At 36.2% G+C, this 23,023-nt stretch carries 15 protein-coding genes; 10 read left to right on the plus strand and 5 right to left on the minus strand.

Going from position 1 to position 23,023, the window contains the following annotated elements; translation table 11 throughout:
• Positions 1-96: 96 nt before the first annotated feature.
• The 4 genes from BQ6100_RS04555 to BQ6100_RS04570 all read left to right on the plus strand — a co-directional run bounded on the left by BQ6100_RS04555 (position 97) and on the right by BQ6100_RS04570 (position 5,409).
• A complete protein-coding gene (locus tag BQ6100_RS04555) occupies positions 97-1,992 on the plus strand; it encodes a PrkA family serine protein kinase (RefSeq protein WP_075980544.1) in 1,896 nt (631 codons plus the stop codon).
• Between the two features lie 279 nt (positions 1,993-2,271).
• A complete protein-coding gene (yhbH, locus tag BQ6100_RS04560) occupies positions 2,272-3,441 on the plus strand; it encodes a sporulation protein YhbH (RefSeq protein WP_075980545.1) in 1,170 nt (389 codons plus the stop codon).
• Between the two features lie 252 nt (positions 3,442-3,693).
• A complete protein-coding gene (locus BQ6100_RS04565) occupies positions 3,694-4,857 on the plus strand; it encodes a TIGR04053 family radical SAM/SPASM domain-containing protein (RefSeq protein WP_075980546.1) in 1,164 nt (387 codons plus the stop codon).
• 234 nt (positions 4,858-5,091) lie between these two features.
• Positions 5,092-5,409, plus strand: a complete 318-nt coding sequence (locus BQ6100_RS04570; protein WP_075980547.1) for a hypothetical protein — start codon at positions 5,092-5,094, stop codon at positions 5,407-5,409.
• Positions 5,410-5,542: 133 nt separating this feature from the next.
• Here the strand turns inward: BQ6100_RS04570 and BQ6100_RS04575 are convergent, their stop codons facing one another.
• On the minus strand, positions 5,543-6,211 hold the full coding sequence (locus BQ6100_RS04575; protein WP_084780217.1) for a spore coat protein: 669 nt from the start codon (positions 6,209-6,211) through the stop codon (positions 5,543-5,545).
• Between the two features lie 232 nt (positions 6,212-6,443).
• On the opposite strand from BQ6100_RS04575, the gene proC reads away from it, so the two are divergent.
• Both proC and BQ6100_RS04585 read left to right on the plus strand, forming a co-directional pair.
• Positions 6,444-7,256, plus strand: coding sequence for a pyrroline-5-carboxylate reductase (gene proC, locus BQ6100_RS04580; RefSeq protein ID WP_075980548.1), 813 nt, complete (start codon positions 6,444-6,446; stop codon positions 7,254-7,256).
• A gap of 174 nt (positions 7,257-7,430) precedes the next feature.
• Positions 7,431-7,994, plus strand: a complete 564-nt coding sequence (locus BQ6100_RS04585) for a helix-turn-helix domain-containing protein (RefSeq protein WP_075980549.1) — start codon at positions 7,431-7,433, stop codon at positions 7,992-7,994.
• 115 nt (positions 7,995-8,109) lie between these two features.
• Here BQ6100_RS04585 and BQ6100_RS04590 read toward each other — a convergent pair whose 3' ends face one another.
• A complete protein-coding gene (locus tag BQ6100_RS04590; RefSeq protein ID WP_075980186.1) occupies positions 8,110-9,345 on the minus strand; it encodes an IS110 family RNA-guided transposase in 1,236 nt (411 codons plus the stop codon).
• A 381-nt stretch (positions 9,346-9,726) separates the two neighbouring features.
• On the opposite strand from BQ6100_RS04590, the gene BQ6100_RS04595 reads away from it, so the two are divergent.
• Entirely contained in the window at positions 9,727-10,698 is a 972-nt protein-coding gene (locus tag BQ6100_RS04595) for an alpha/beta hydrolase (RefSeq protein ID WP_075980550.1), read from the plus strand.
• Positions 10,699-11,029: 331 nt separating this feature from the next.
• A complete protein-coding gene (locus BQ6100_RS04600) occupies positions 11,030-13,450 on the plus strand; it encodes a heavy metal translocating P-type ATPase (protein ID WP_075980551.1) in 2,421 nt (806 codons plus the stop codon).
• Positions 13,451-13,562: 112 nt separating this feature from the next.
• Here BQ6100_RS04600 and BQ6100_RS04605 read toward each other — a convergent pair whose 3' ends face one another.
• Positions 13,563-14,780 (minus strand): MFS transporter, encoded by a 1,218-nt coding sequence (locus BQ6100_RS04605; protein ID WP_075980552.1) that lies wholly within the window; start codon positions 14,778-14,780, stop codon positions 13,563-13,565.
• A 102-nt stretch (positions 14,781-14,882) separates the two neighbouring features.
• Here BQ6100_RS04605 and BQ6100_RS04610 point away from each other — a divergent pair, with 102 nt between their 5' ends.
• Both BQ6100_RS04610 and BQ6100_RS04615 read left to right on the plus strand, forming a co-directional pair.
• The gene (locus BQ6100_RS04610; RefSeq protein ID WP_075980553.1) at positions 14,883-16,676 is read left to right on the plus strand and encodes an ABC transporter substrate-binding protein; all 1,794 of its coding nucleotides are present in this window, start codon (positions 14,883-14,885) and stop codon (positions 16,674-16,676) included.
• Positions 16,677-16,764: 88 nt separating this feature from the next.
• The gene (locus BQ6100_RS04615) at positions 16,765-17,667 is read left to right on the plus strand and encodes an aldo/keto reductase (protein ID WP_075980554.1); all 903 of its coding nucleotides are present in this window, start codon (positions 16,765-16,767) and stop codon (positions 17,665-17,667) included.
• A gap of 73 nt (positions 17,668-17,740) precedes the next feature.
• Here the strand turns inward: BQ6100_RS04615 and BQ6100_RS04620 are convergent, their stop codons facing one another.
• Together BQ6100_RS04620 and BQ6100_RS04625 are read right to left on the minus strand one after the other, a co-directional pair.
• The gene (locus BQ6100_RS04620; protein ID WP_075980555.1) at positions 17,741-20,782 is read right to left on the minus strand and encodes an efflux RND transporter permease subunit; all 3,042 of its coding nucleotides are present in this window, start codon (positions 20,780-20,782) and stop codon (positions 17,741-17,743) included.
• Between the two features lie 700 nt (positions 20,783-21,482).
• Positions 21,483-22,826, minus strand: a complete 1,344-nt coding sequence (locus BQ6100_RS04625; protein WP_075980556.1) for a peptide MFS transporter — start codon at positions 22,824-22,826, stop codon at positions 21,483-21,485.
• Positions 22,827-23,023 lie beyond the last annotated feature (197 nt).

Below are 23,023 nucleotides of genomic sequence, written 5' to 3' on the forward strand. Positions count from 1 at the left end.
ACAATCTCACACATCTTTTAAATACGCATGTTCATATAAAGGCTCGCATAGATTATATTAATCGTCTCTGACAATGTAAGCACAGGGGAGGTCTATATGGACATTTTAAAAAAAATTGAGATGTATCGTAGAGAAGAAGAAAAGTTAAAATGGGAAGGTACATTTGGTGAGTATTTGGAAATTATCAAAGAAAAGCCATGGATTGGACAGTCAGCTCATTCTCGTGTTTACAATATGATTAAAGACGCTGGAGTAGAAGAAATTAGTGGGAGAAAGCAATATCGCTTTTTTAATAATCAATTATTCGGTTTAGAAGAAGCATTAGAAAGATTAGTTGAAGAATATTTCCACCCATCTGCGAAGCGTTTAGACGTTAGAAAAAGGATTTTATTATTAATGGGGCCAGTTAGTGGAGGGAAATCCACTCTAGTAACGATGTTAAAACGAGGGTTAGAAGCATATTCACGTACTGATAGAGGGGCTATTTATGCAATAAAGGGCTGCCCGATGCACGAGGACCCATTACATCTCATCCCACAGTATTTACGTGAAGATTTCTATAATGAGTATGGAATTCGTATTGAAGGGAATCTATCCCCACTCAATATGATGAGACTTGAACAAGAATATTCTGGTCGGATTGAGGATGTAGTAGTAGAAAGAATCTTTTTCTCTGAAGATCGAAGAGTGGGAATTGGAACATTCAGCCCATCCGATCCAAAATCACAGGATATTGCTGATTTAACAGGGAGTATCGATTTTTCAACAATTGCAGAATATGGGTCCGAGTCAGACCCAAGAGCCTATCGCTTTGATGGGGAATTAAATAAAGCCAATCGAGGAATGATGGAGTTCCAAGAAATGTTGAAATGTGATGAGAAGTTTCTTTGGCATTTGCTTTCCTTAACTCAAGAAGGAAATTTCAAAGCCGGGCGTTTCGCACTTATTAGCGCTGATGAGCTAATTGTTGCTCATACCAATGAAACGGAATATCGCTCTTTTATTTCAAATAAGAAAAACGAAGCACTCCATTCGAGAATTATCGTTATGCCAATCCCTTATAATTTAAAAGTGACAGAGGAAGAAAAAATATATGAGAAGATGATTCGTGAAAGCGATGTAGCTGATGTTCATATCGCACCGCACACCTTAAGGGTCGCTGCCATGTTTACTATTTTGACTAGATTAAAGGAACCAAAAAAAGGTGATATTGACTTAGTGAAAAAAATGCGCCTTTATGACGGAGAAAATGTGGAAGGGTACAATGCTGCAGATGTGAAGGAACTGAAAAAGGAATTTGTCGATGAAGGCATGAGCGGAATTGACCCACGTTATGTTATCAATCGGATTTCTTCAACTATTATTAGAAAGGAAATCCAATCTATTAATGCTTTGGATGTTTTGCTTTCCTTGAAGGAGGGCTTAGACCAGCATCCATCCATTACTGCAGAACAGCGGGAACGCTATTTAAACTTTATTTCACTTGCCCGTAAAGAATACGATGAGATTGCGAAAAAAGAAGTTCAAAAAGCCTTTGTATACTCTTATGAGGAATCTGCAAAAACCTTAATGGATAATTATTTAGATAATGTTGAAGCATATTGCAATAAAGTTAAGCTTCGTGACCCATTAACAGGAGAAGAAATTAATCCAGATGAAAAGCTAATGCGTTCCATTGAAGAACAAATCGGCATTTCAGAAAATGCAAAAAAAGCATTTCGTGAAGAAATCCTCATTCGTATCTCGGCCTATGCGAGAAAAGGAAAGAGGTTTGACTATAACTCTCATGATCGTCTTCGCGAGGCTATACAAAAGAAACTTTTTGCCGATTTAAAAGATGTTGTCAAAATTACAACATCCACAAAAACTCCAGACGAGCAACAATTGAAGAAGGTAAATGAGGTAGTTGCGCGGTTAATTGATGAGCATGGGTATAATTCAACCTCGGCAAATGAGCTTTTAAGATATGTCGGTAGCTTACTAAATCGTTGATAAATGAAAAGAGCTGATTCATATGAGTCAGCTCTTTTTGAATCTTTCTACTTTTAACTATCAGTATCTTTCAAAATCAATCTTTTGATAAGAGTTTTCTCGAAATGGGCTTGTCTATTCCTAGGCAAACAACCAATTGTCGTAATTATTTGTAAATTATTTTAAGAGGTTTGCATAAGATAGAGTAATCACTTTAAATGTAGTAACACTTTGACACTCGGGATATTTTATGACAATTGAAAGGAATGTGTGACAAATAAATATTAAGGAGGGGTTACGATGACCGAAAAAAATAATCATCAGTTTGTCATTTCAAAAGAAGATTGGTCCCTCCATCGAAAAGGCCATGATGACCAACAGCGCCATCAAGAGAAGGTCCAAGAAGCGATTCGAAATAACCTACCAGATTTAATAACAGAGGAAAATATAATCCTGTCAAATGGTCGGGATGTAGTGAAGATTCCCATTCGATCACTTGATGAATACAAAATACGATACAATTATGATAAAAACAAACACGTTGGCCAAGGAAATGGAGATAGCCAAATTGGTGATGTTGTTGCTCGAGATGGATCTAGTGGAGGGAAAGGGCCTGGAAAGGGCCAAGGAGCAGGAGATCAAGCAGGAGAAGACTATTTTGAGGCGGAAGTATCCTTAATGGAAATTGAGGAGGCATTATTTAAAGAATTGGAGCTGCCTAATTTAAAAAGGAAAGAACAAGATGAAAACCTCGTAGAAAACATTGAATTTAATGACATACGGAAAACGGGTTTAATGGGGAACATTGATAAAAAACGAACCATGATGACAGCCTTTAAACGAAATGCGATGAATGGGAAACCGAAATTTCATCCCATCTATCGGGAGGATTTAAAATTTAAAACCTGGAATGAAGTAGTGAAGCCTGATTCAAAAGCAGTTGTCCTTGCGATGATGGATACAAGTGGAAGTATGGGGATTTGGGAAAAATATATGGCAAGGAGCTTTTTCTTCTGGATGACAAGGTTCCTAAGAACAAAATACGAAACTGTTGAGATTGAATTTATTGCCCACCATACTGAAGCTAAGGTTGTATCAGAAGAAGATTTCTTTACAAAGGGAGAAAGTGGGGGCACCATTTGCTCATCTGTTTATAGGAAATCATTAGAACTGATAGAAGATAAGTACAATCCACGTAAGTATAATATTTATCCATTCCATTTTTCTGATGGTGATAACTTAACCTCTGATAATGCCCGTTGTGTGAAGCTTGTCGAAGAATTAATGAAAGTATCCAATATGTTTGGATACGGAGAGGTAAACCAGTATAACCGTCATTCTACCTTAATGTCCGCATACAAAAACATCAAAAATGAAAACTTCAGATACTATATCCTCAAGCAAAAAGCAGATGTATTCCACGCGATGAAGAGCTTCTTTAAGAAGGAAGAGAATAAGGTTCATGCATAAAAGATAGGTGTAGATCACCTATCTTTTATTTTTCAACTAGTACTCGACTATTTAATTTAAGCACCTGATTAATATAATTGCATAAAAATACGTTCACATTATTGAAACACACTTATGAAAAAAATAACTTTACAATCAAAATAGGATATTATGTGAAAATATAAACAAATTTTACAAAGTAATTTTTGAATTAAACCGTACTATTGTCAAATGGAATTAGCCTCCTAATTAAAAGAAGAATGGGTGATAAAAATGGAAAATATAAAAATTAAAGAAAGCCATCCACACAGTCATCCTCATGGTACGATGATTGATTACAACCTAAATCCATTTATTGCAATATGGGAAGTAACAAGAGCGTGTGAATTAAAATGTGTTCATTGCAGAGCCGATGCACAGTTAAAGCCTCATCCCAATGAACTTACTCATGAAGAGGGAATCAAGTTAATTGACGAAATTTATGAAATGAATAACCCAATGCTTGTCTTTAGCGGCGGTGACTGCATGCTTAGAGAGGATTTATTTGAACTCGCCGATTATGCTGTTAAAAAAGGCATGAGAGTATCAATGACACCAAGTGCCACGTCAAATGTAACCAAGGAGAGGATGATTAGAGCCAAGGAGGTTGGATTATCCCGTTGGGGTTTGAGCCTAGACGGTCCAACACCTGAGATTCATGACCAATTTAGAGGAACTCCTGGATCATTTGACCTTACGGTGGAAAAAATTAAATTTTTGACAGACCTTGGCATGCCTCTCCAAATTAATACAGTAATATCACGTTATAACTATGAATATCTTGAACAAATGGCTGAATTAGTGAAGGAATTAAAGGCTATCATGTGGTACATATTCCTGTTAGTTCCAACAGGAAGAGGACAAATGGAAGATTGCTTAACTCCCGCAGAGCATGAAAAGGTATTTCTATGGCTATATGAATTAGGAAAAACATCTCCATTTGATATCAAAACAACAGCGGCACAGCATTATCGTCGTGTTGTTATTCAGCAAAAAGCAAGAGAGCATCTTATTGAAAAAGGCGAAATCCATTATGAAGATACAATCACAAGCGATAAGGCATCAGTGATAGACGGCTTAAAAAGAGCACCAAAAGGGGTTAATGATGGCAACGGCTTTATTTTCATCTCCCATACAGGTGATGTATTTCCAAGTGGACTGTTGCCAATAAAGGTTGGGAATGTTAGAGAAAAACCACTAGCAGAGATATATCGTGAGTCACCAGTTCTTAAGGAAATAAGAAATCCCAATCTTTATAAAGGAAAATGCGGTGTTTGTGAATTCCGTTTTGTTTGTGGAGGCTCTCGTTCAAGGACCTATGCTGTAACAGGTGATTATTTAGAAAGTGAACCATTCTGTGTATACATTCCTGAAGCGATGAGAAAGCAGAATAAGTAGGAAATTGTTAGGTATAATAAACTATATATGAAAACGGAAGGTTCCTTAATTGATCCTTCCTTTTTTTGATGGCAAATTGTAGATTTTAAAAAATTTTTTTACCTTTGAAAAGATAAAAAGCTAATTTTTGAAATTTTGTCAAAAAAGTTTGAATAAAATGCGAACATATTAATAATTACTACAATCTGTAAGCGTATTCTTTATAATGGAATTGACATTGGGAGGTGTGTGATAATGAATATCACTACGATTATTGAAATGGAAAATCGTGAAGTTGAACAGATGGCAGGGGCCAAAATGGTATTTGTGGAAGAAAAAATTATGGAAGACGTTGTGGAGACATGTGTGAATGGCTTCCAATCAGAGGAGTCTGGAAAAACCTTAGATACTGAGGATGCTATGCAGGTTGTATTTGAAAAATTAAAAAATGAGGGAGTAATCCCTCAAAACGTAACCGATTTCTCTTATGAAATGCCTTCATGCGGTAGAATTAAAACGAATGGAAATAATAGTGAAATTCCACAAAAGGTTATCATCTCATTTGTAGCTTAAGCATGCATTCATACTAATAATAAATATAGAGGGGTTGCTAAAAAAGGTGCCAGGTGCCACAAAGTATTGTGGATCCTGGCATCTTTAATTTTGGATTGTTCCTTTTTAATATGAAAAAGGGTTAATTATCCTACTATTGAATCATATTTGATTGATTCAACATATTGATTTGATCTGGGTGTTGCATTCCCATTGAAGCAGGGGCATAGCTATTAATCATTGTCAATGCATCTTGTTGGTTGAACTGTGGTACCTGGTAATATCGATTTTTATTTTGATACAAGAAAATTTCATAGGCCATTTCTAGATAGTTCGGTATGCTATCTTGAAGTACGCGCCGGACAACTGGGTTATTTACTTCACCTGCAGCCTTAGCCATTGCACCCGCAATTGTTTTCATACCCGTTAGCATATGGGAGGATATGCACTCATCACTAATTTCTGAAACAGACATCGCTGGATGCTTTGGCTGTGCAGGGGTTAAACCATAAACTACATCGTTAGCTTGAGTCATTTTGTAGCTGGTTGTTGCCTGTGAAGGATCTTTTCCTGTTCTGAAACAATCTACAGTTGTATTGTATTGACTCATAATAAATTGACGCTGGCGATGGAGAATATCTTTTAATACAGGGTCCTTTGCATGTTGATCAAACATTAAATATGAATCCAAAGCGATAATAGTTGCTCCGAGTACCTCATGTACATCTAGAAGCTCGTGGGCACCATGGTTTAGGTTTGAGGATATGCTTTCAGATGTATTCATATTTCCCATCGTTTGATTGTAATTGAATTGCTGTTGCATGATTCTGCCTCCTCGCCTTAATTTGTAGGCTTTTGCCGTACAAATACTATTATGGTTGATCCGCTACATGAACATGCAATTTTGATCATCAGTAAAAATAGCAAAACCTAGATGACTTTCCAATTCAGTCAATCAACTACCGTAATAAAGTCAACCTATTCGTGTGTATTAAACTTATTAAATTCCAGTGGTTTAGTATAATAAGCATAGACTAAATTTAGGATGTGAACATGTGAGGAAGAATATTGGATTTATTGGTTGTGGAAAAATGGCTCAGGCCATGATTGAAGGAATAATAAAATCAAATAATTGGAAGTCTTCAGAGATAATAGCTAGCGCAAAATCACAATCTACCTTAGATGCTGTCAAGAAGCGTTTGAATATTACTACATCATTAAATAATAAGGATGTTGCCAACTGGGCGGATATCCTCATTCTGGCAATTAAACCTAATCTTCATGAGGAAGTAATCCATGAAATAAATGAAAGCATAAAGCCAGATACAATAGTTGTGACGATTGCTGCGGGTATTACGATAGAATATTTAGAAAGACATTTTTATCAAAAATTAAAAATCATGAGAGCTATGCCTAATACTCCATCATTAGTAGGGGAAGGGATGAGCGCTATTTGTGGTAATCAACTTGTAACAGAAGAAGATCTTCTTGATGTCCGTTCATTATTTCATTGTTTCGGGAAAGTCGAGGTTGTTGAAGAGCACCTAATGGATGCTATTCCTGCAGTTAGTGGTTCTTCACCAGCTTTTGTTTATATGTTTATTGAAGCATTAGCAGATGGAGCAGTAAAGGAGGGAATAACCAGGGACAAAGCATATGTCTTTGCAGCACAAGCTGTACTAGGTGCAGCAAAGATGGTATTAGAAACCGGGAAACATCCAGGTGAACTTAAAGATGAGGTTTGTACTCCTGGAGGATCCACGATAGAGGCAGTAGCTTCATTGGAGCAGAGTGGCTTCCGGTCTGCTGTAATCACGGCGATGGAAAGCTGTACGAAAAAGACGAAGAAGCTTTTAAGTAACAATTAGGAATAACGGCAAATTGGCGGGGAATGGAATGAATAGTGACAGATAGTATACTTATCACCTGATTTATTAAAATCGGGTGATAAACCTCGTATTTTGTCGAATTATATTACTTTATTATTATCAATAATGATAATATAATCAAAATATAAAATAAAACAATAAAGGTGAACATTTATGAGAGAAACGAAAGCAGAAATCTTACTCCATCCAGTACGACTAAAAATAGTTCAAGAATTTTTAGGATTGACGAAATTAACAGCTAAAGACCTGGTGAAAAGACTGCCTTCCATCTCCCAGGCCACGCTTTACCGTCATTTAGATAAGCTAGTACAATATAAAATCCTCGAGGTAGTTGAGGAAAACCCTATTAGGGGAACAGTTGAAAAGGTTTATCGATTAAATTTAGCGGGAGCTAATGTAGGCAATAAAGAATTTAATCAAAATTCACGCGAAGAGCAAATGAACTTCTTTATGATTTTTATCGCTCATATCATGTCCAACTATGAATCCTATCTCTCACAAGAAGAAATTGATCCGGAAAGAGACGGAGTAGGTTATCGACAAGCAGGAATTTATTTAAGTGATGAGGAGTTTATTGATTTTCTACAAAATCTATCAAGGGAATTTCAAAAGGTTATGCATTATGAACCATCACCTGAAAGAAAAAAGAGAATTATATCAACCATTATCATGCCTGAAGTAAAAAAGACCTGCGGTAATATGTCAACCAAAAGATAATTAGTATTTTGTTATCAAGAATCAAAATTTCAGAAAAAAGGCAGCACTAAACTAAACCAGTAATGGTTTGTTAATTACTGGAATTAGTGAAAAAGGATGAATTAACGCTTATGCGTCATTTATTCACGCTCCTTTTCGGCGTGTAAATTTGGTGATTGCGTAGTAGCGCATCTACCAAACGCACTAATTTTCTTGCAGTTAGAACGAGTGCTCTTTTGTGTTGATGTTTCGGTACTTCCTTGTACTTTTTCTCGTAGTACTCTTGGTACTCGGGTATATGCTTTCTTACTGAGTTGGCGGCTTCAACTAAGTAATATCTTAGATATTGGTTCCCGTTGCGAGAAAGGGAAGTATCATCTGCGGTAAAGCGTCCAGATTGGTGTTTTCGCCAGTAAAGGCCACCATATTTGGCTACTTTTGTTTCATCTTCAAAGCGTTCGATTTGGCCAATTTCAGCGATAATGCCAGCTGTGAAGACTGGTCCGATCCCAGGAATGGATAGAAGAGTCTGTCTCTCTTCTAGGCCAACCATGATGCGTTCAATTGCCTTTTCAATCTCCTTCACTTGTTTTTGAAGGGTTCGAATCACTTCAATGGATGTGCCAAGGAGAACGTCAATGGAATCTTCGACTACCTTGTCTAAGCGATAGGAAGAACGTACAGCTTTTTTTATGGATTTCGCCACGCACTCTGGGTCATTAAATCGATTTTTCCCTTTTTCCTGAAGAAAATGGGCTAAATCTTCTAATGGCATTTCTGCTAGTTCGTCTAGGCTGAACTTTTCGGAGAACATTTCCATCATGGCGTTTCCGAATACAGATGAATCCACTTCTAGTGAAAAGGTATTACACTTATAACTCAAATGTTGTAAGAAATGTTGTTTTTCTCTAGCCACTTGATGGATAAGTTGGTAACGTGAGCGAGTTAATTGTTGTAAAGCAATATACTGTTCTTCTTTCACCACGGACATGGAGTTACGTCCGAAACGAAGATAATCAGCAATAACGAACGCATCAATTTCATCCGTCTTATCCATATCGGAATAGCTTTTCTTAAAGTTAGCAATCTGTTTGGGATTCATGACAAACACTCGGGCTCCCAAAGCTTTAAGAGATTCATCGTTGTGTAGGAACATCGATGGATGAAAGCTATAGACGGACGTGGATTCCAGTCCAATTTTTAACGCTTGAATGGTTTGATTTTTGGTACATTCTAAAATACGATCTCGGAGTTCTGTTGCGCCAGGTAGATCGTTACAGACAGAAAAGGATTGAAGTTTCTCTCCTTCATCGCCCAAAATACAAACCTTAATATCAAAAGAACTAATGTCTAAGCCAACAAATAATTTCATGGGGTGTCCCCTCCTTTCAAATTAGAATCATAGGTACATTTCTAGGATGCCCTGAGATATCTCTAGTGTGAACGCCGACCAGCAACCTCGTGTATCAGAACTTGCCCTGGTTCGAAAGCCGCCCTAGAGCTACTACCATCTAGGTTCGAAGAACAGGGAGAACAGCCTGCGAGTAGGAAGCACCGCACGAACACTGAGAAACAGTCTTTAAATGTGGTTAAGCCCACAGGGGGATAAAGAATTGTCCCAAATGATCCTAATCTCATTATCTAGAAATATCTCGGGACACCCAAGAAATTTGATTTATTTTGTACAGGAAAAGTAGGGATTACGGTCCTCAAATAAAAGGGACTAAACATAATATACGAGGGGGAATAAAAAATGATAGAACAGATTGTTACGATTGAAAGTACTTTTAAAATTAAAGGAACACTAACCATTCCTGGAAATGAAAATGAAAAATCACCAGCTATTTTAATTATTGCAGGAAGTGGAAATGGAGATCGAGATGGTAATGTGAAGGGTTTGAATATGAATCTTTACAAGGATTTGGCAAATTTTTTGACCAAATTGGGATTTGTAACACTGCGTTATGATAAACGAGGAGTTAATGAAAGTGAAGGAAACTTTTTGGAGGCAGGTATTTGGGATTTTATTGAGGATGCCAAGGCCTGTTTACAATTTCTGAAAAACTGTTCATCTGTTGATTCTGAGAGGATTACCATACTAGGTCATAGTGAAGGTGCATTACTAGCACCAGCAGTTTATCATGGTGAAGATGTCGCTGGACTTATTCTTTTAGCAGGTGCTGCAGAGCCATCAGAAACATTGTTTCCAAAGCAGAGGGAAATGGCAAAAAAGGAAATTGCTGCAACTAATGGCTTTAAGGGATGGCTATATAAAAGACTAAAAGTAATAGAGAAGATGGATAAGCAGCAGGAAGCCATAATGGGTAAGATTATGTCATCAACAGAACCTATGATTAAAATTAAAGGGATCAAGTATAACGCCAAGTGGATAAGAGAACAGTTTGAATATAATGTTGTTGATTATCTTCAAAAGGTGACAGTTCCTGTTCTAGCGATCACTGGAGACAAGGATATTCAAGTTCCACCAGAACACGTCAAAAAAATGGCGGAGTATGTTCAAGGCGAAGCAGAGTGGCATATCATTCCAAATATGAACCATCTTTTTAAAAAATATGAGAAGGAACATACGATACTTGGAATTATGAAAGAATATAAAGGATTAATAGCACAGCCTACCGACCCAGACTTACTGAATCATCTCGAAAAATGGTTAACATCACATTTTTTACAAGACCAGAATTTATCTAACAAGGTGGCAAAATAAAATAGTTTTTGTTGAAACAGTTCTTCAGGAAAGACGAGGAGCTGTTTTATTTTTTTCCATTTTTATGTGAAAAGTACTTTACATACCTTAGGGGGGTATGGTAAAAATAAAATATAAAGTTGCACAAAAGAATGATCACCCTGAAGAAAAGGGTCATGATTCATGCGTCCAACAAAAGCATTTATTTAGAAAAACAAAAAAGATGCAGTAGAATAAGGGGAGTAATCAAAATATAAAAATCTATTGGATTCTCAATGCAATAAATTAGTCAGTAAGAAAGATAATTAATTTCACTTCTTTATTTACTGCTAGATAGAAAGGGAGATTTATCATGAGTCAGCAAGCAAAGGAAGCTAGCTTACAAATCACAGGTATGACTTGTGCTGCTTGTGCAGTTAGAATAGAAAAGGGAATCAAAAAGGTTGATGGGGTTGTCGATGCAAATGTGAACTTAGCTTTAGAAAAAGCTACTGTAACCTTTGATCCAGAAAAAACCTCCATTCAATCTTTGCAGGATAAAGTTAGAGATTTAGGCTACGACGTCGTCACTGAAAAGGTCGAGTTAGATATTATCGGTATGACCTGTGCTGCTTGTGCTACAAGAATTGAAAAAGGCTTAAATAAAGTCGACGGAGTAACAAAAGCAAATGTGAACTTAGCATTGGAAAAAGCAACAGTTGAATTTGACCCATCAAACACAAATATATATCAATTAATCAAAAAGGTTGAAGGTCTTGGCTATGAAGCAAAGATGAAAGAAGAAGGAAAAGAGCAGGACATTGTAGATTATCGAGAAAAGGAAATACAAAAGCAAACGGGAAAATTCGTTTTTTCACTTATTTTATCTATACCATTACTTTGGGCAATGGTTAGGCATTTTGAGTTTACTTCCTTTATATATTTACCTGAAATTCTAATGAATCCGTGGGTACAATTGGCTCTTGCAACTCCTGTTCAATTTATCATTGGAAAGCAATTTTATGTAGGTGCATATAAAGCATTAAAAAATAAAAGTGCCAATATGGATGTGTTGGTAGCTTTAGGAACATCAGCAGCTTACTTTTATAGTTTATATTTAACGATCCAAACGATTGGTTCTGAAATGAATATGGCTGATTTGTATTTTGAAACGAGTGCGGTTTTAATCACTCTCATCATTTTAGGAAAATTATTTGAGGCAAAGGCAAAGGGAAGGTCATCAGAAGCAATCAAAAAGCTAATGGGATTACAAGCGAAAACAGCTACTGTTGTTAGAAATGGAGTTGAGCTTGAAATTCCAATAGAACAAGTAGAAGTTGAGGATATCATTTATGTAAAACCAGGCGAGAAGGTTCCTGTTGATGGAGAAATTGTTGAAGGTCGCTCTGCAATAGATGAATCTATGATTACTGGTGAGAGTATTCCAGTTGATAAAACAGTTGGAGATTCAGTTATTGGTGCAACGATTAATAAAAATGGATTTTTAAAGATAAAGGCGACGAAGGTTGGAAAAGATACAGCCTTAGCGCAAATTATTAAGGTTGTCGAGGAGGCTCAAGGTTCAAAGGCTCCAATACAACGGTTAGCTGATCAAATATCAGGTGTTTTTGTTCCAATTGTTGTTGGAATTGCCGTTCTTGTATTTTTGATTTGGTTTATTGTCGTTGATCCAGGAGACTTTGCCGAGGCTTTAGAAAAACTGATTGCTGTTCTAGTCATTGCTTGTCCATGTGCATTAGGTTTAGCGACACCAACGTCAATCATGGCTGGTTCAGGTCGTGCAGCAGAATTTGGTATCCTCTTCAAAGGCGGAGAGCATTTAGAAATGACTCATCAAATTACTACTGTGATTCTTGATAAAACAGGTACAGTAACTAATGGTGCTCCAGTATTAACGGATATCATTCAAACTGATGGGTGGGTTGAAAGGGAGTTCTTATCCCTTATTGCTTCAGCCGAGAAGCAGTCTGAACATCCATTGGCACAAGCAATCGTTGAAGGCATTAACAAAAAGGGAATTACTTTAACAGCTGTGGACGATTTTGAATCTATTACAGGGTTTGGAATAAAGGCAAAAATAAATGGAAATGAAATATACATCGGTACGAGAAAATTAATGAGGGAACATGGCATTGATGTAGGTGAAGCTATTCCAACCATGAATTCATTAGAAAAGGATGGAAAGACTGCAATGCTGGTAGCAATTAATCAAGTTTATGCTGGAACCGTTGCTGTTGCTGATACCGTAAAGGAAACATCTAAACTTGCTATAAAACGCTTAAAGGATATGGACCTCGAGGTTATAATGATTACTGGTGATAACCTTCAGACAGCTAAGGCGATTGCAAGTCAGGTAGGCATTGATTCAGTTATTGCCGAGGTATTGCCAGAAGGAAAAGCGGATGAGGTTAAGAAGCTGCAGAGTCTAGGAAAAAAAGTGGCTATGGTTGGCGATGGAATCAATGATGCCCCTGCCTTGGCATTAGCAGATATCGGAATGGCCATTGGAACTGGAACAGATGTTGCCATGGAAGCATCGGATGTTACATTAATAAGAGGGGATCTTAATAGCATTGCGGATGCCATTTATATGAGTAAAAAAACAATCACAAATATTAAACAAAATCTATTTTGGGCATTTGCTTATAATTCCATTGGGATTCCAATTGCAGCCTTAGGATGGCTTGCTCCATGGTTAGCAGGAGCAGCTATGGCTTTTAGCTCCGTATCAGTCGTATTAAATGCTTTAAGATTACAAAGAGTTAAGCTGTAGGGGACGTTTCTGGCGGAATGCTTATTTTATAAAAAAAAGCTATACCAAAGGACAGCTAGGGTTTACCTACTGTCCTTTTTTTTACTATATCGAATCCGAAATTAATTACTTTTTAGGATATTTTCCATAACGTTGTTTTTAGATAAATCAGAAAGATAAAGATGTTCAAAATAGCGGCTGATAAAAAGACTGAGATGGTTCCCCACCAATCCATCATGTATCCAGCTAAAAATGTACTTATTGGCATGCCAATCCGGAAAAGAGTCCCTGTTATCCCATTAATTCTTCCCATTAAATGAGCAGGTGTTTGCTCATGTCGAAACGTATACGCACAAACCGTGTAAACAGTTGCTGCCATACCATTAATGAATAATGCAATTAAAAGTATCGATACATGGTTTGCTGTCGCCATTCCAATATATGATAGAGCATTTATGATCATGGACATGCCGAACAGTACACCTAATCTAATTTTTATCCTTAACCAACTAATGATGGTACTCGCTAACAGACCACCAATTCCAGCAGTTGCAAGAACTAAAGCAAGACTTGTAGAGGAGATATTCCATTCATCCTTTGCAAGAAAGATAACACTTGTATTAATGACAATCATCGTAGAGTTTAAAAAGACAACAAAAATAGTCATTAAGCGTAATAGCCGGTTGGATTGGAATGCCAGCCAACCTTCCTTTAACTCAAGTAAGAAGCTCTTTTTATCTGTTCCTTTTATGTTCTCATCTACATTTAACCTAGCAAATAGGAAAAAACAAAATAGGTATAGAAATGCAGTAATAATGATTCCATAATATATATGTGCCATCATTAAAATGAGCCCGGTTAAGGCGGGACCCATAATCCCAACAAAGGTTTCAGCAAAGGAGAACTTTGCATTTGCTGAGGTTAACATGTTAGTTGGTACAACGAGCTTTGTAAGACTCATTTGTGCATTGAAATAGCCGTAATTGACGGTCATTAGGAGAAATCCTAGAAAATAATATAACGGCAGAAGGTTGGACCCGCTTTTAAAGAGAATAAATAATATAAGTAGTAGAACGGATTGTGACCCAATCATCCAGAGTACCCATTTCTTTTTTTTGAAGCGATCCACTAAAACACCTATGAAAATTGCAAAAAAGAAATTAGGGAGAAGTTCTGCTGTTCGCATTGATCCCATCGCAATGGATGAACGAGTTAATTCATAAATCATCAGAGGTAATACGATTTCATAAATTTTATTTCCAATGCTTAATAAGAAGTTACCAGTAAGTAGAATTGAAAAAGCTCTATTTTTAACTACTTGACCTTTAATATTTGAAATTACCGTTGCCATTCTCATCCCTCACAATTCATTTGTCATCATTATGCAGAGAAATTTGGTTTAGAAAAAGGGTAAAATGGCAGCGGGAATTTTCCACTTTTCGGAGGAATTCCAATGCAATTAGATTTAGATTATTTAACATTAAGAATGGCCTACCCTGTACAAAAGGAAGGGGAGCGCTTTCGGGTTACAGTTGATGAGCTTGCAGAAGTATTGTTTTGCACTCCTCGCAATGTAAAAATTATTTTAAAAAAAATGAAACAAAAGGGGTGGATTGATTATATTCCTGGAAGAGGAAGAGGGATTACCTCTTTGCTGCAATTTAATTATTCAAAGGAAAAAATATTATTCGAAAGAGTTCGTTATTTAATTGAACATGGGAATTTACAAGAAGGTTTTTCAGAGATTAATAAATATGGAGATGGGACCACAGTTCGAAGACAAATAGGAGAGTGGCTTAATCAATATTTTGGGATGAAGAGTGAAAATGTCAGTGAATATTTCAAAAAAGATATATTACGTTTTCCTGTATTTCGTACCTTGAATACACTGGATCCTGCTGAGGGTTATTTCACTTTTGATACTCATATTACTAGACAAATTTTTGAACCATTGTTTGATTATAATGTCCATAAAAGAGAAGTCACACCATTACTTGTTCATGAATGGGAAGTGTCTGAGAATAAATTACTTTGGAGATTTTATTTAAAGAAAGGAATTCGTTTTCATAATGGTAGAGTAATGCAGGCCGCTGATGTGGTGTTTTCCTTTAATCGATTAAGGGATGTAGAAAATCGTTTTCCACAAAGTTGGTTAATGGATAAGGTCAAGGATGTTTGTGCTTTGAATCCACTGATTGTTGAAGTGACTCTATCTGAACCAAATGAATTATTTCTTCAATATTTATCTCATCCAGCTACAGCCATCATCCCATTCGAGGCATGTCACCCTAAAACTAGTAAACTATTAACACCCATTGGTACCGGACCATTTCATTATAGGGGAGTGACAAAGGAGAAGTTTGAGTTAATTGCGAATCAAGAATATTTTCGTGAAAAACCATATTTAGATAAAGTTGAGATTATAACCGTTCCAAGTCAGGATTATTTATCTTTCACTAATGAAAATGAGGTTATTATTGATTCAGGAGAGACTGCTTTACAGGAGGGTTTGTGTGACCAATATGATTATATCGGTTCGAGTATTTTATCATTCAATCAAACGAAGGGCGGAGCATTAAATCATTTTAATTTTAGACAATTAATAGATCAACTCATTAATCGAGAACAAATGGTAGAAGACCTCGGAGCACCAAATGTTTCACCTGCCTTTTCCTTTTTTGATGAAGGCCAAGAGGGGAAGCTTTATATTCAAGATAAATCAACAGTTGAGTGTAGTGATGGGGATCAAAGGGATTCCTTAACTCTTTTCACCTATTTACGCCATGAAAAGGATGCACACTGGATAGCGAACCATTTAAAAGAGTTTGGTATTGATATCCAGGTACATATCGTTCATTGGGGGGATCTCTTGAATCAAGAGCTAGTTGAACAAGCCGATATGATTATTTTCGAGCCTGTGTTTAGCAGAGGGGAAATTTCTGAAATCGAGTTATATTGTCACGGAAATAGCTTTTTAAAGATACACTTGGGGAATGAGTCAAATGTAGAAAAGAGGATTTCAGATATAATAAGTACTGAAAGTGGAATGGATAGACGGGAAAAATTAAGAGAGCTTGAGACATATATGAAGGAGAACTATTATTTTCTATTTTTGACAAGGAAAAAGGTTCGAACCATCCATCATCCAGCTGTCCAAGGGTTGAAATTAAGTGATAATGGGTGGGTGGACTTTCAAAAGGTTTGGGTAAAGCCAATAATTAAAATAAGTAGTGAAAATAGTAACTAAATACACAAACCTTCATTATTGCAATTCTATCTTCAATCAGGTAAAGTTCCTTTGTATACTCTACTTCAAAGAAACAGGTGATTAGTAAATGGAAAAAATTCAGCTTGCAGATGATTTGTTTTTCTCAAAGATTGTACATGGTTTATGGAGATTAGCTGAGTGGAATTTAACCAGTGATCAAACCCTATCATTGATTAAATCATGCATGGAGCTAGGGATTACGACCTTTGACCATGCTGATATTTATGGTGACTATACTTGCGAGAGTCTATTTGGTGAAGCTTTAAGGAAAGAACCATCTCTTCGTGAGGGGATGCAGCTTGTAACTAAATGCGGAATAAAATTGCTCTCAAAGAACCGACCAGAGAATAAAGTTCATCATTATGATACAAGCAAACAACATATTCTAAATAGTGTAGACCAATCTTTAAAGAATTTACATACAGATTTCATTGATGTGCTCTTGATTCACCGTCCAGACCCTTATATGAATCCTGAAGAAGTTGCTGAAAGTTTTTCTATATTAAAGGAGCAAGGGAAGGTTCGTCATTTTGGCGTATCTAACTTCACACCTTCTCAGTTTAGTATGCTGCAAAGCTATTTAGATTTTTCATTGGTAACCAATCAGGTAGAAATCTCTGTTAGTCATTTAGATGCTTTCCAAGACGGAACAATTGATCAATGCTTGGAAAGAAGAGTATCTCCAATGGTGTGGTCACCTCTAGCTGGAGGATCGATTTTTAAGGCTGATGACGAAAAGTCATTAAGGATAAAATCTGTTTTGGAGGATTTATCTGAAGAATTAGGGGTCCAATCCATTGACATCGTTATGTATGCGTGGTTACTTAGCCATCCAGCGAAATTAATACCTATTGTTGGATCTGGAAAATTAGAGAGAATCCGAGTGGCAATTGAAGCCCTATCGATTGAATTGACCAGAGAACAATGGTTTAAAATATGGATAGCTTCTACAGGTAAAGAAGTGGCATAATAATCATAATCTATGGTATGTAAAAAAAAGTGGCTTCCCCTTAATGTAATACTTTAAGGGAAGCCACTTTTTATTAAACTGCTTGCTGTTGCTGTTCTAATTTTTGTTTTTCTAATCTCTGTTTTTTTGACTTTTTGAAATTGAGTAATTCATACACAACAGGGATGACAATCAATGTTAATAAGGTTGCTACTGCTAATCCACCAATTACAACAATAGCTAAGCTTTGTGAAACAAGAGCGGTTGATTCTGCCTTTTTGAATAATAACGGGAACATTGCACAGATGGTAGCTACCGCTGTCATAAAGATTGGTCTCATTCTTGTTGCACATGCTTCTACAATAGCATCTCTTAAAATCATATTCTTTTTCTCGTTTTGTTTCACACGATCAAGTAACACGATTGCATTGGTTACAACAATTCCGATAAGCATCAATGCACCAAGTAAAGCAGTTATTTCTACAGCAATCCCACTAATGAACAATCCGAAAATGGCACCGATAGCTGCAAGTGGTAGTGAACAAAGTATGGCAATTGGTGCTTTAATTGTTTTAAAGGTAATGACCATTATCAGGAAGACAAGTCCGATTGAAACGAGCATTGTAATAAATAAATCGGTAAAGTCTTCTGCTGTATCTGCGCTAGCACCACCTACAAATATTTTGACATCTTTAGGAAGTTCCATTCCTTTATTCTCTTTTTTATCTCCAAAAATTTCTAATTTGATATCCTTATCTACCTCAGAAAGCTTTTTAGGATCTACCTCTGCAATTAATCGAAGGTAAGTATCCCCATCTTTATGGAACTGGCTAGTTGGTTTGTTTTCTTTTTCAAGACTAGCTACTTTGGAAACTGGAATCATACCTTGTTCAGTCATGATTGGAATGTCTTTCAAGTCTTTCTCTGATTCAGGGCTAATCACTGGCTCTAGGTATACAGCAGTTTGTTGATCTTCTAGCTGTACCGTTCCTATAGGTGTTTTATTTAACATCATCCCAAGTTGACCAGCAATTTGTTCTGTATTTCCTTTTTCTGTATCTACATGGAAGGAGTAGACCGTTTTCTTTTCTTCTTGATTTGAGGAAACCTTCTCGATGCCATCAATACCACTAATTTTTTCTTTAATATCGTTACTTGTTGCTTCTAAATCTTTAAGATTGTTACCAACGACGTCAATGGTAATACTTGTTTTAGATGAACCCGACATAATGGATGTCGCAGCAACTTCAAAAATCGCTCCATCGTAATCGTCTTTATATTTTTGAATTTCCTTTACCATTTTGTCAGTATCTTTTTTGTCATTTAAGATCGCACCTACTGTAGCCATGGTTGGAGAACTCACATTACCATATTGGGCAGATTCGGCTGAGTTACCCATTTGTGTAAATACATATTTGGCCTCATCGATTTCCATAACGGACTTTTCCAGTTGTATTGCCTTTTCTTTTACTTTTTCTACAGGTGTGTTATTTGGATAGCTAATAGTTGCCTGCACAAAATCAGCACTTGAACTGTCTGTAGCCCCTTTTGGCATCATAAAATAAGTTGCAATAGAACTTGCAAAAAGTACGATGGATAGTGTTAGAACGACCCATTTATGGTTTAACGACCAGGTTACTACTTTTGTAAAACGATGAGCAGGTTTGTGCTCCGGAAGCTTTGTCTTTTTCAAGAGTCCAGCACTCATCAATGGTACGACAGTTAAGGCAACTACTAACGATGTTAATAGAGAATAAGTAATCGTTAAAGCAAATGGAAGCATGAAATCTTGTAGACCTCCACCTACTAAACCAATAGGTAGGAATACGGCTACAGTTGTTAATGTTGAAGCTGTTATTGCCTTTCCTACTTCTTTTGTTGCATCCATAATCATTTGTATCGAGAATTTTTCGGTTTGCATTTTACGGAAGATATTTTCAATTACCACAATACTATCATCCACTAAACGTCCGACGGCAACCGCAACTCCACCAAGTGTGAGAATATTAAGAGTCACTCCTGAACGATCTAGTAAGAATAATGTAAAGCAAAGCGATAATGGTATGGATACAATTGTGATAAACGTTGACCGTATATTTCTTAAAAAGAGCATGATTACAATTGTTGCAAATAAAGCTCCAAGAAGTACTTCCTTCATCATCGAATGAACGGAGGATTGAACCATATCCGCTGTTGAGAGCAATACTTTTGCCTCGACTTGATCATATTTTTTATTGATTGATTTTGTTACTTTATTAATTTCTTTATTTACTGAAACAACGTTTGAATTGCTTTCCTTAGAAATATCAATAACAAAGCTATCCTCACCGTTAAAACGAGCGACTGTGTCTTGAGGTTTCATTATCTCCACATCGGCGATTTTTTCAAGTTTTATGTTAGGTGCCACTGAAACATTTTTGACCTTTTCAAGACTGTCTAACTCACCAAAAACATTGATATTGCTTGATTCTTTCCCGATGACTTTCTCTCCAAGAGCAAATGATTCATTTTGCCCTTTGATTGAGTTCATTACATTTTGTAACGGAATCTGGTATTTGGATAATAATTGATTATCTACTTTAATGGATACATAAGAAAAAGACGCACCCATTGAATTGACACTTGAGACACCATTAATATCTTTGTATTGTGGTACTATTTTTTCTTTCATGAACTCTACATTTTTATTTGTAACTCCATCTTTAAATGAGACAGCTAGCTCCGCGATAGGAATCATTGTTGTATTTAGCTGAACAACTGATGGTTTTAATACATTTGAAGGCAAGTTCAAATTATTGATGGCTTCTTGGACATCTTGCTTTGCCTGCTTCATATCTGTTTTAGACTCAAAAAATAAATCTATTTTTGAAAAACCATCACCTGTTGTTGATAAAATGTTTTTCTTTCCTGTAACTCCCGATACAGCATTTTCAATAGGTGTAGTGACTTCTGTCTCCATTGTTTTCGAATCTGTACCCTGACCAATGACAACAACCGTTACTTGTGGGTTGTCAGCTTCAGGTAAGAATTCCATTGGTAGAGTAAAGTAGCTAATTGCGCCTACTATTAGAATAAGAATAGTCATAAGCGTTACGGCTACTTTGTTTCCAAAAGCCCATTTTGTAAGCAAAGACATAAATAATTTTTCCCCTTTCTTTCCCCTAAGTCCATATTAGAATGGATCCTTTCAATTTGAAAAATGAAAATAAAAATGTTATCTTTTGAAAAATATTAAGACAATCACTATTTACTGTCTAGAAATAGTACAAAAGTCATAGATGTAAAGATTTATTATTTCATTTTTTGTGGGACCTTTTTTGTTATTTTTCAGAAAAAACCATGAAGGATGCGATGTAAAAAATTTCCCTCATTTACCATATGTTAATAGACTTTACAATTATATCCTCATCAAATAAAAAAATATGTAAGGCTTTAGACTGATTTTTTTTAGGGATAAAAATGGAATTGGTTTGGGGGAATAATAATAATAGCAAATCAGGAGAAAGTGTAATCCATATTTGTAGCTTAAATTGTTTCAACCAGGAAATTATTTTTTAGCATAGGTTCTATTAAATTAGAATGGTGATTTCCGTTCCAGAATAGGTTTGCGGGCGTGACAGGGAGGTTCCTTCTTGAAATTCACTGCTTCTGGGTCTTCTTAGCCCTGTATTCCTGCTGGACATTGAAATCGCTTTATTGGTAACACACCGCACTTAAAATTGCGATAGCATTTATAGAGGAGTCCTCGTGCCTGGAACATAGATCAGATTGTCTCAATATGAACGTGAATAAATAATGCCTAAACAAAAAACTGTCCTAATTGGACAGTTTTTTTATTATTCCATCATATTCACTAATTTCTTTGAAACCAATAGTAAGATAAATCCTAATACAATGGCCATTAAACCGATTAATCCAAATACTTCAAAATATCCAAGTGATTGAGTGTAAACAGCTAATTGACCAGCAAGGATATTAGCAATACCACTTCCAGCTAACCAAACACCCATTAGTAAGGAAGCAAGCTTGATTGGAGCAATTTTACTTACTAGTGATAAACCGATTGGTGATAAGAATAATTCACCAAGGGTGTGCATTAAATAGGTTAGAACTAAGAACATCATATTTGCTTTTACTGTGATAGTACCTTCATTGCTGCCTGTTTGTAATACAGCAATTAATAGCACCATATAACCTAATCCAAGGAATATCATCCCTAGTCCCATTTTTGTTGGAACTTTTAAATCTCCACGTTTTGAATTGGCAAGCTTAATCCAGAAACCTGAAATAATTGGAGCAAGAATGACAATGAATAATGGATTTAGAGATTGGAACCATGCTGTTGGAACTGTAAATCCGCCAGCACTCCTATCAACAAAACGATCCGCGTATAAAGTCAATGAGCTTCCAGCTTGTTCAAATCCAGCCCAGAAGAAAATGACAAATGCAGTAATAATAAAAATTACTGCTGTTCTTTGTTTTTCCTTCTTAGTTAATGGTTGATTTTTCGCCTTTGCATTTTGAGTTGTAGCAACTGGTTTTGCAGTTGGAGCTTTACCAATATCACCTAAATAACGATTACCGAATAAGTTGAAGATCAATTGACCAATAATCATTCCTAAAGCGGCAACAAGGAATCCATATCTAAACTCTGTGAATAGTCCGACAACTAGAGGTGAGAAGAAGGCACCAATATTAATACCCATGTAGAATATAGTGAAGGCAGCATCACGGCGATGATCATTTTCTTCATAAAGCTCTCCAACCATGGTGGAAATATTTGGCTTGAAGAAACCATTTCCGATTATTAAAAGAGCTAACCCTACATACAACGCCCAAGTTGTTTGACTTGCAAAAAGAGCTATGTTACCAAGGGCCATTGTAACCCCACCAATAGTGATTGCTGTACGTCTACCAATAAATCGGTCAGTAATCCAGCCTCCTACCATTGGAGTTAAATAAACTGCTCCTGTGAAGAATCCGTAAAGCCCCATTGCGAAGCCTTCACTCATACCTAAACCGCCATTAATTAGGGAAGAAGTTAAATATAATACTAAAATTGCTCTCATTCCATAATAGCTGAAACGTTCCCACATCTCTGTGAAGAAAAGTAGGTATAATCCAGGAGGATGTTTTTTTCTGGCTTTTTCTTGCTGTTTAACATCAACTGTTGCTTCCATATAAAGCCTCCTATTTATTATTTTAGAATATGTTAATAATATTAATTTACAAATAATTAATTGGTCAATAGTTTAAGAAAAAGTAAAAATCATCCCTATGTTATGAATATAAGTAAAAGTATTTTTATTCGTAATTTATTATAAAATTCCGATAAAACGATGACGCCTATATTGTGCAAACTAGTATCTAAAATACT

Source organism: Bacillus massilinigeriensis, from assembly GCF_900117315.1.
GTDB classification, from domain to species: Bacteria; Bacillota; Bacilli; order Bacillales; family Cytobacillaceae; genus Bacillus_BE; species Bacillus_BE massilionigeriensis.

Excerpts from the sequence above, each read along its gene's own strand:
- BQ6100_RS04570 (WP_075980547.1), top strand. The coding sequence starts at position 5,092 with ATGAATATCACTACGATTATTGAAATGGAAAATCGTGAAGTTGAACAG.
- BQ6100_RS04555 (WP_075980544.1), top strand. The coding sequence starts at position 97 with ATGGACATTTTAAAAAAAATTGAGATGTATCGTAGAGAAGAAGAAAAG.
- BQ6100_RS04615 (WP_075980554.1), top strand. The coding sequence starts at position 16,765 with ATGGAAAAAATTCAGCTTGCAGATGATTTGTTTTTCTCAAAGATTGTA.
- BQ6100_RS04575 (WP_084780217.1), bottom strand. The coding sequence starts at position 6,211 with ATGCAACAGCAATTCAATTACAATCAAACGATGGGAAATATGAATACA.
- BQ6100_RS04610 (WP_075980553.1), top strand. The coding sequence starts at position 14,883 with ATGCAATTAGATTTAGATTATTTAACATTAAGAATGGCCTACCCTGTA.
- BQ6100_RS04585 (WP_075980549.1), top strand. The coding sequence starts at position 7,431 with ATGAGAGAAACGAAAGCAGAAATCTTACTCCATCCAGTACGACTAAAA.
- BQ6100_RS04595 (WP_075980550.1), top strand. The coding sequence starts at position 9,727 with ATGATAGAACAGATTGTTACGATTGAAAGTACTTTTAAAATTAAAGGA.
- BQ6100_RS04565 (WP_075980546.1), top strand. The coding sequence starts at position 3,694 with ATGGAAAATATAAAAATTAAAGAAAGCCATCCACACAGTCATCCTCAT.
- yhbH (WP_075980545.1), top strand. The coding sequence starts at position 2,272 with ATGACCGAAAAAAATAATCATCAGTTTGTCATTTCAAAAGAAGATTGG.
- BQ6100_RS04620 (WP_075980555.1), bottom strand. The coding sequence starts at position 20,782 with ATGTCTTTGCTTACAAAATGGGCTTTTGGAAACAAAGTAGCCGTAACG.
- BQ6100_RS04625 (WP_075980556.1), bottom strand. The coding sequence starts at position 22,826 with ATGGAAGCAACAGTTGATGTTAAACAGCAAGAAAAAGCCAGAAAAAAA.
- BQ6100_RS04605 (WP_075980552.1), bottom strand. The coding sequence starts at position 14,780 with ATGGCAACGGTAATTTCAAATATTAAAGGTCAAGTAGTTAAAAATAGA.
- BQ6100_RS04590 (WP_075980186.1), bottom strand. The coding sequence starts at position 9,345 with ATGAAATTATTTGTTGGCTTAGACATTAGTTCTTTTGATATTAAGGTT.
- BQ6100_RS04600 (WP_075980551.1), top strand. The coding sequence starts at position 11,030 with ATGAGTCAGCAAGCAAAGGAAGCTAGCTTACAAATCACAGGTATGACT.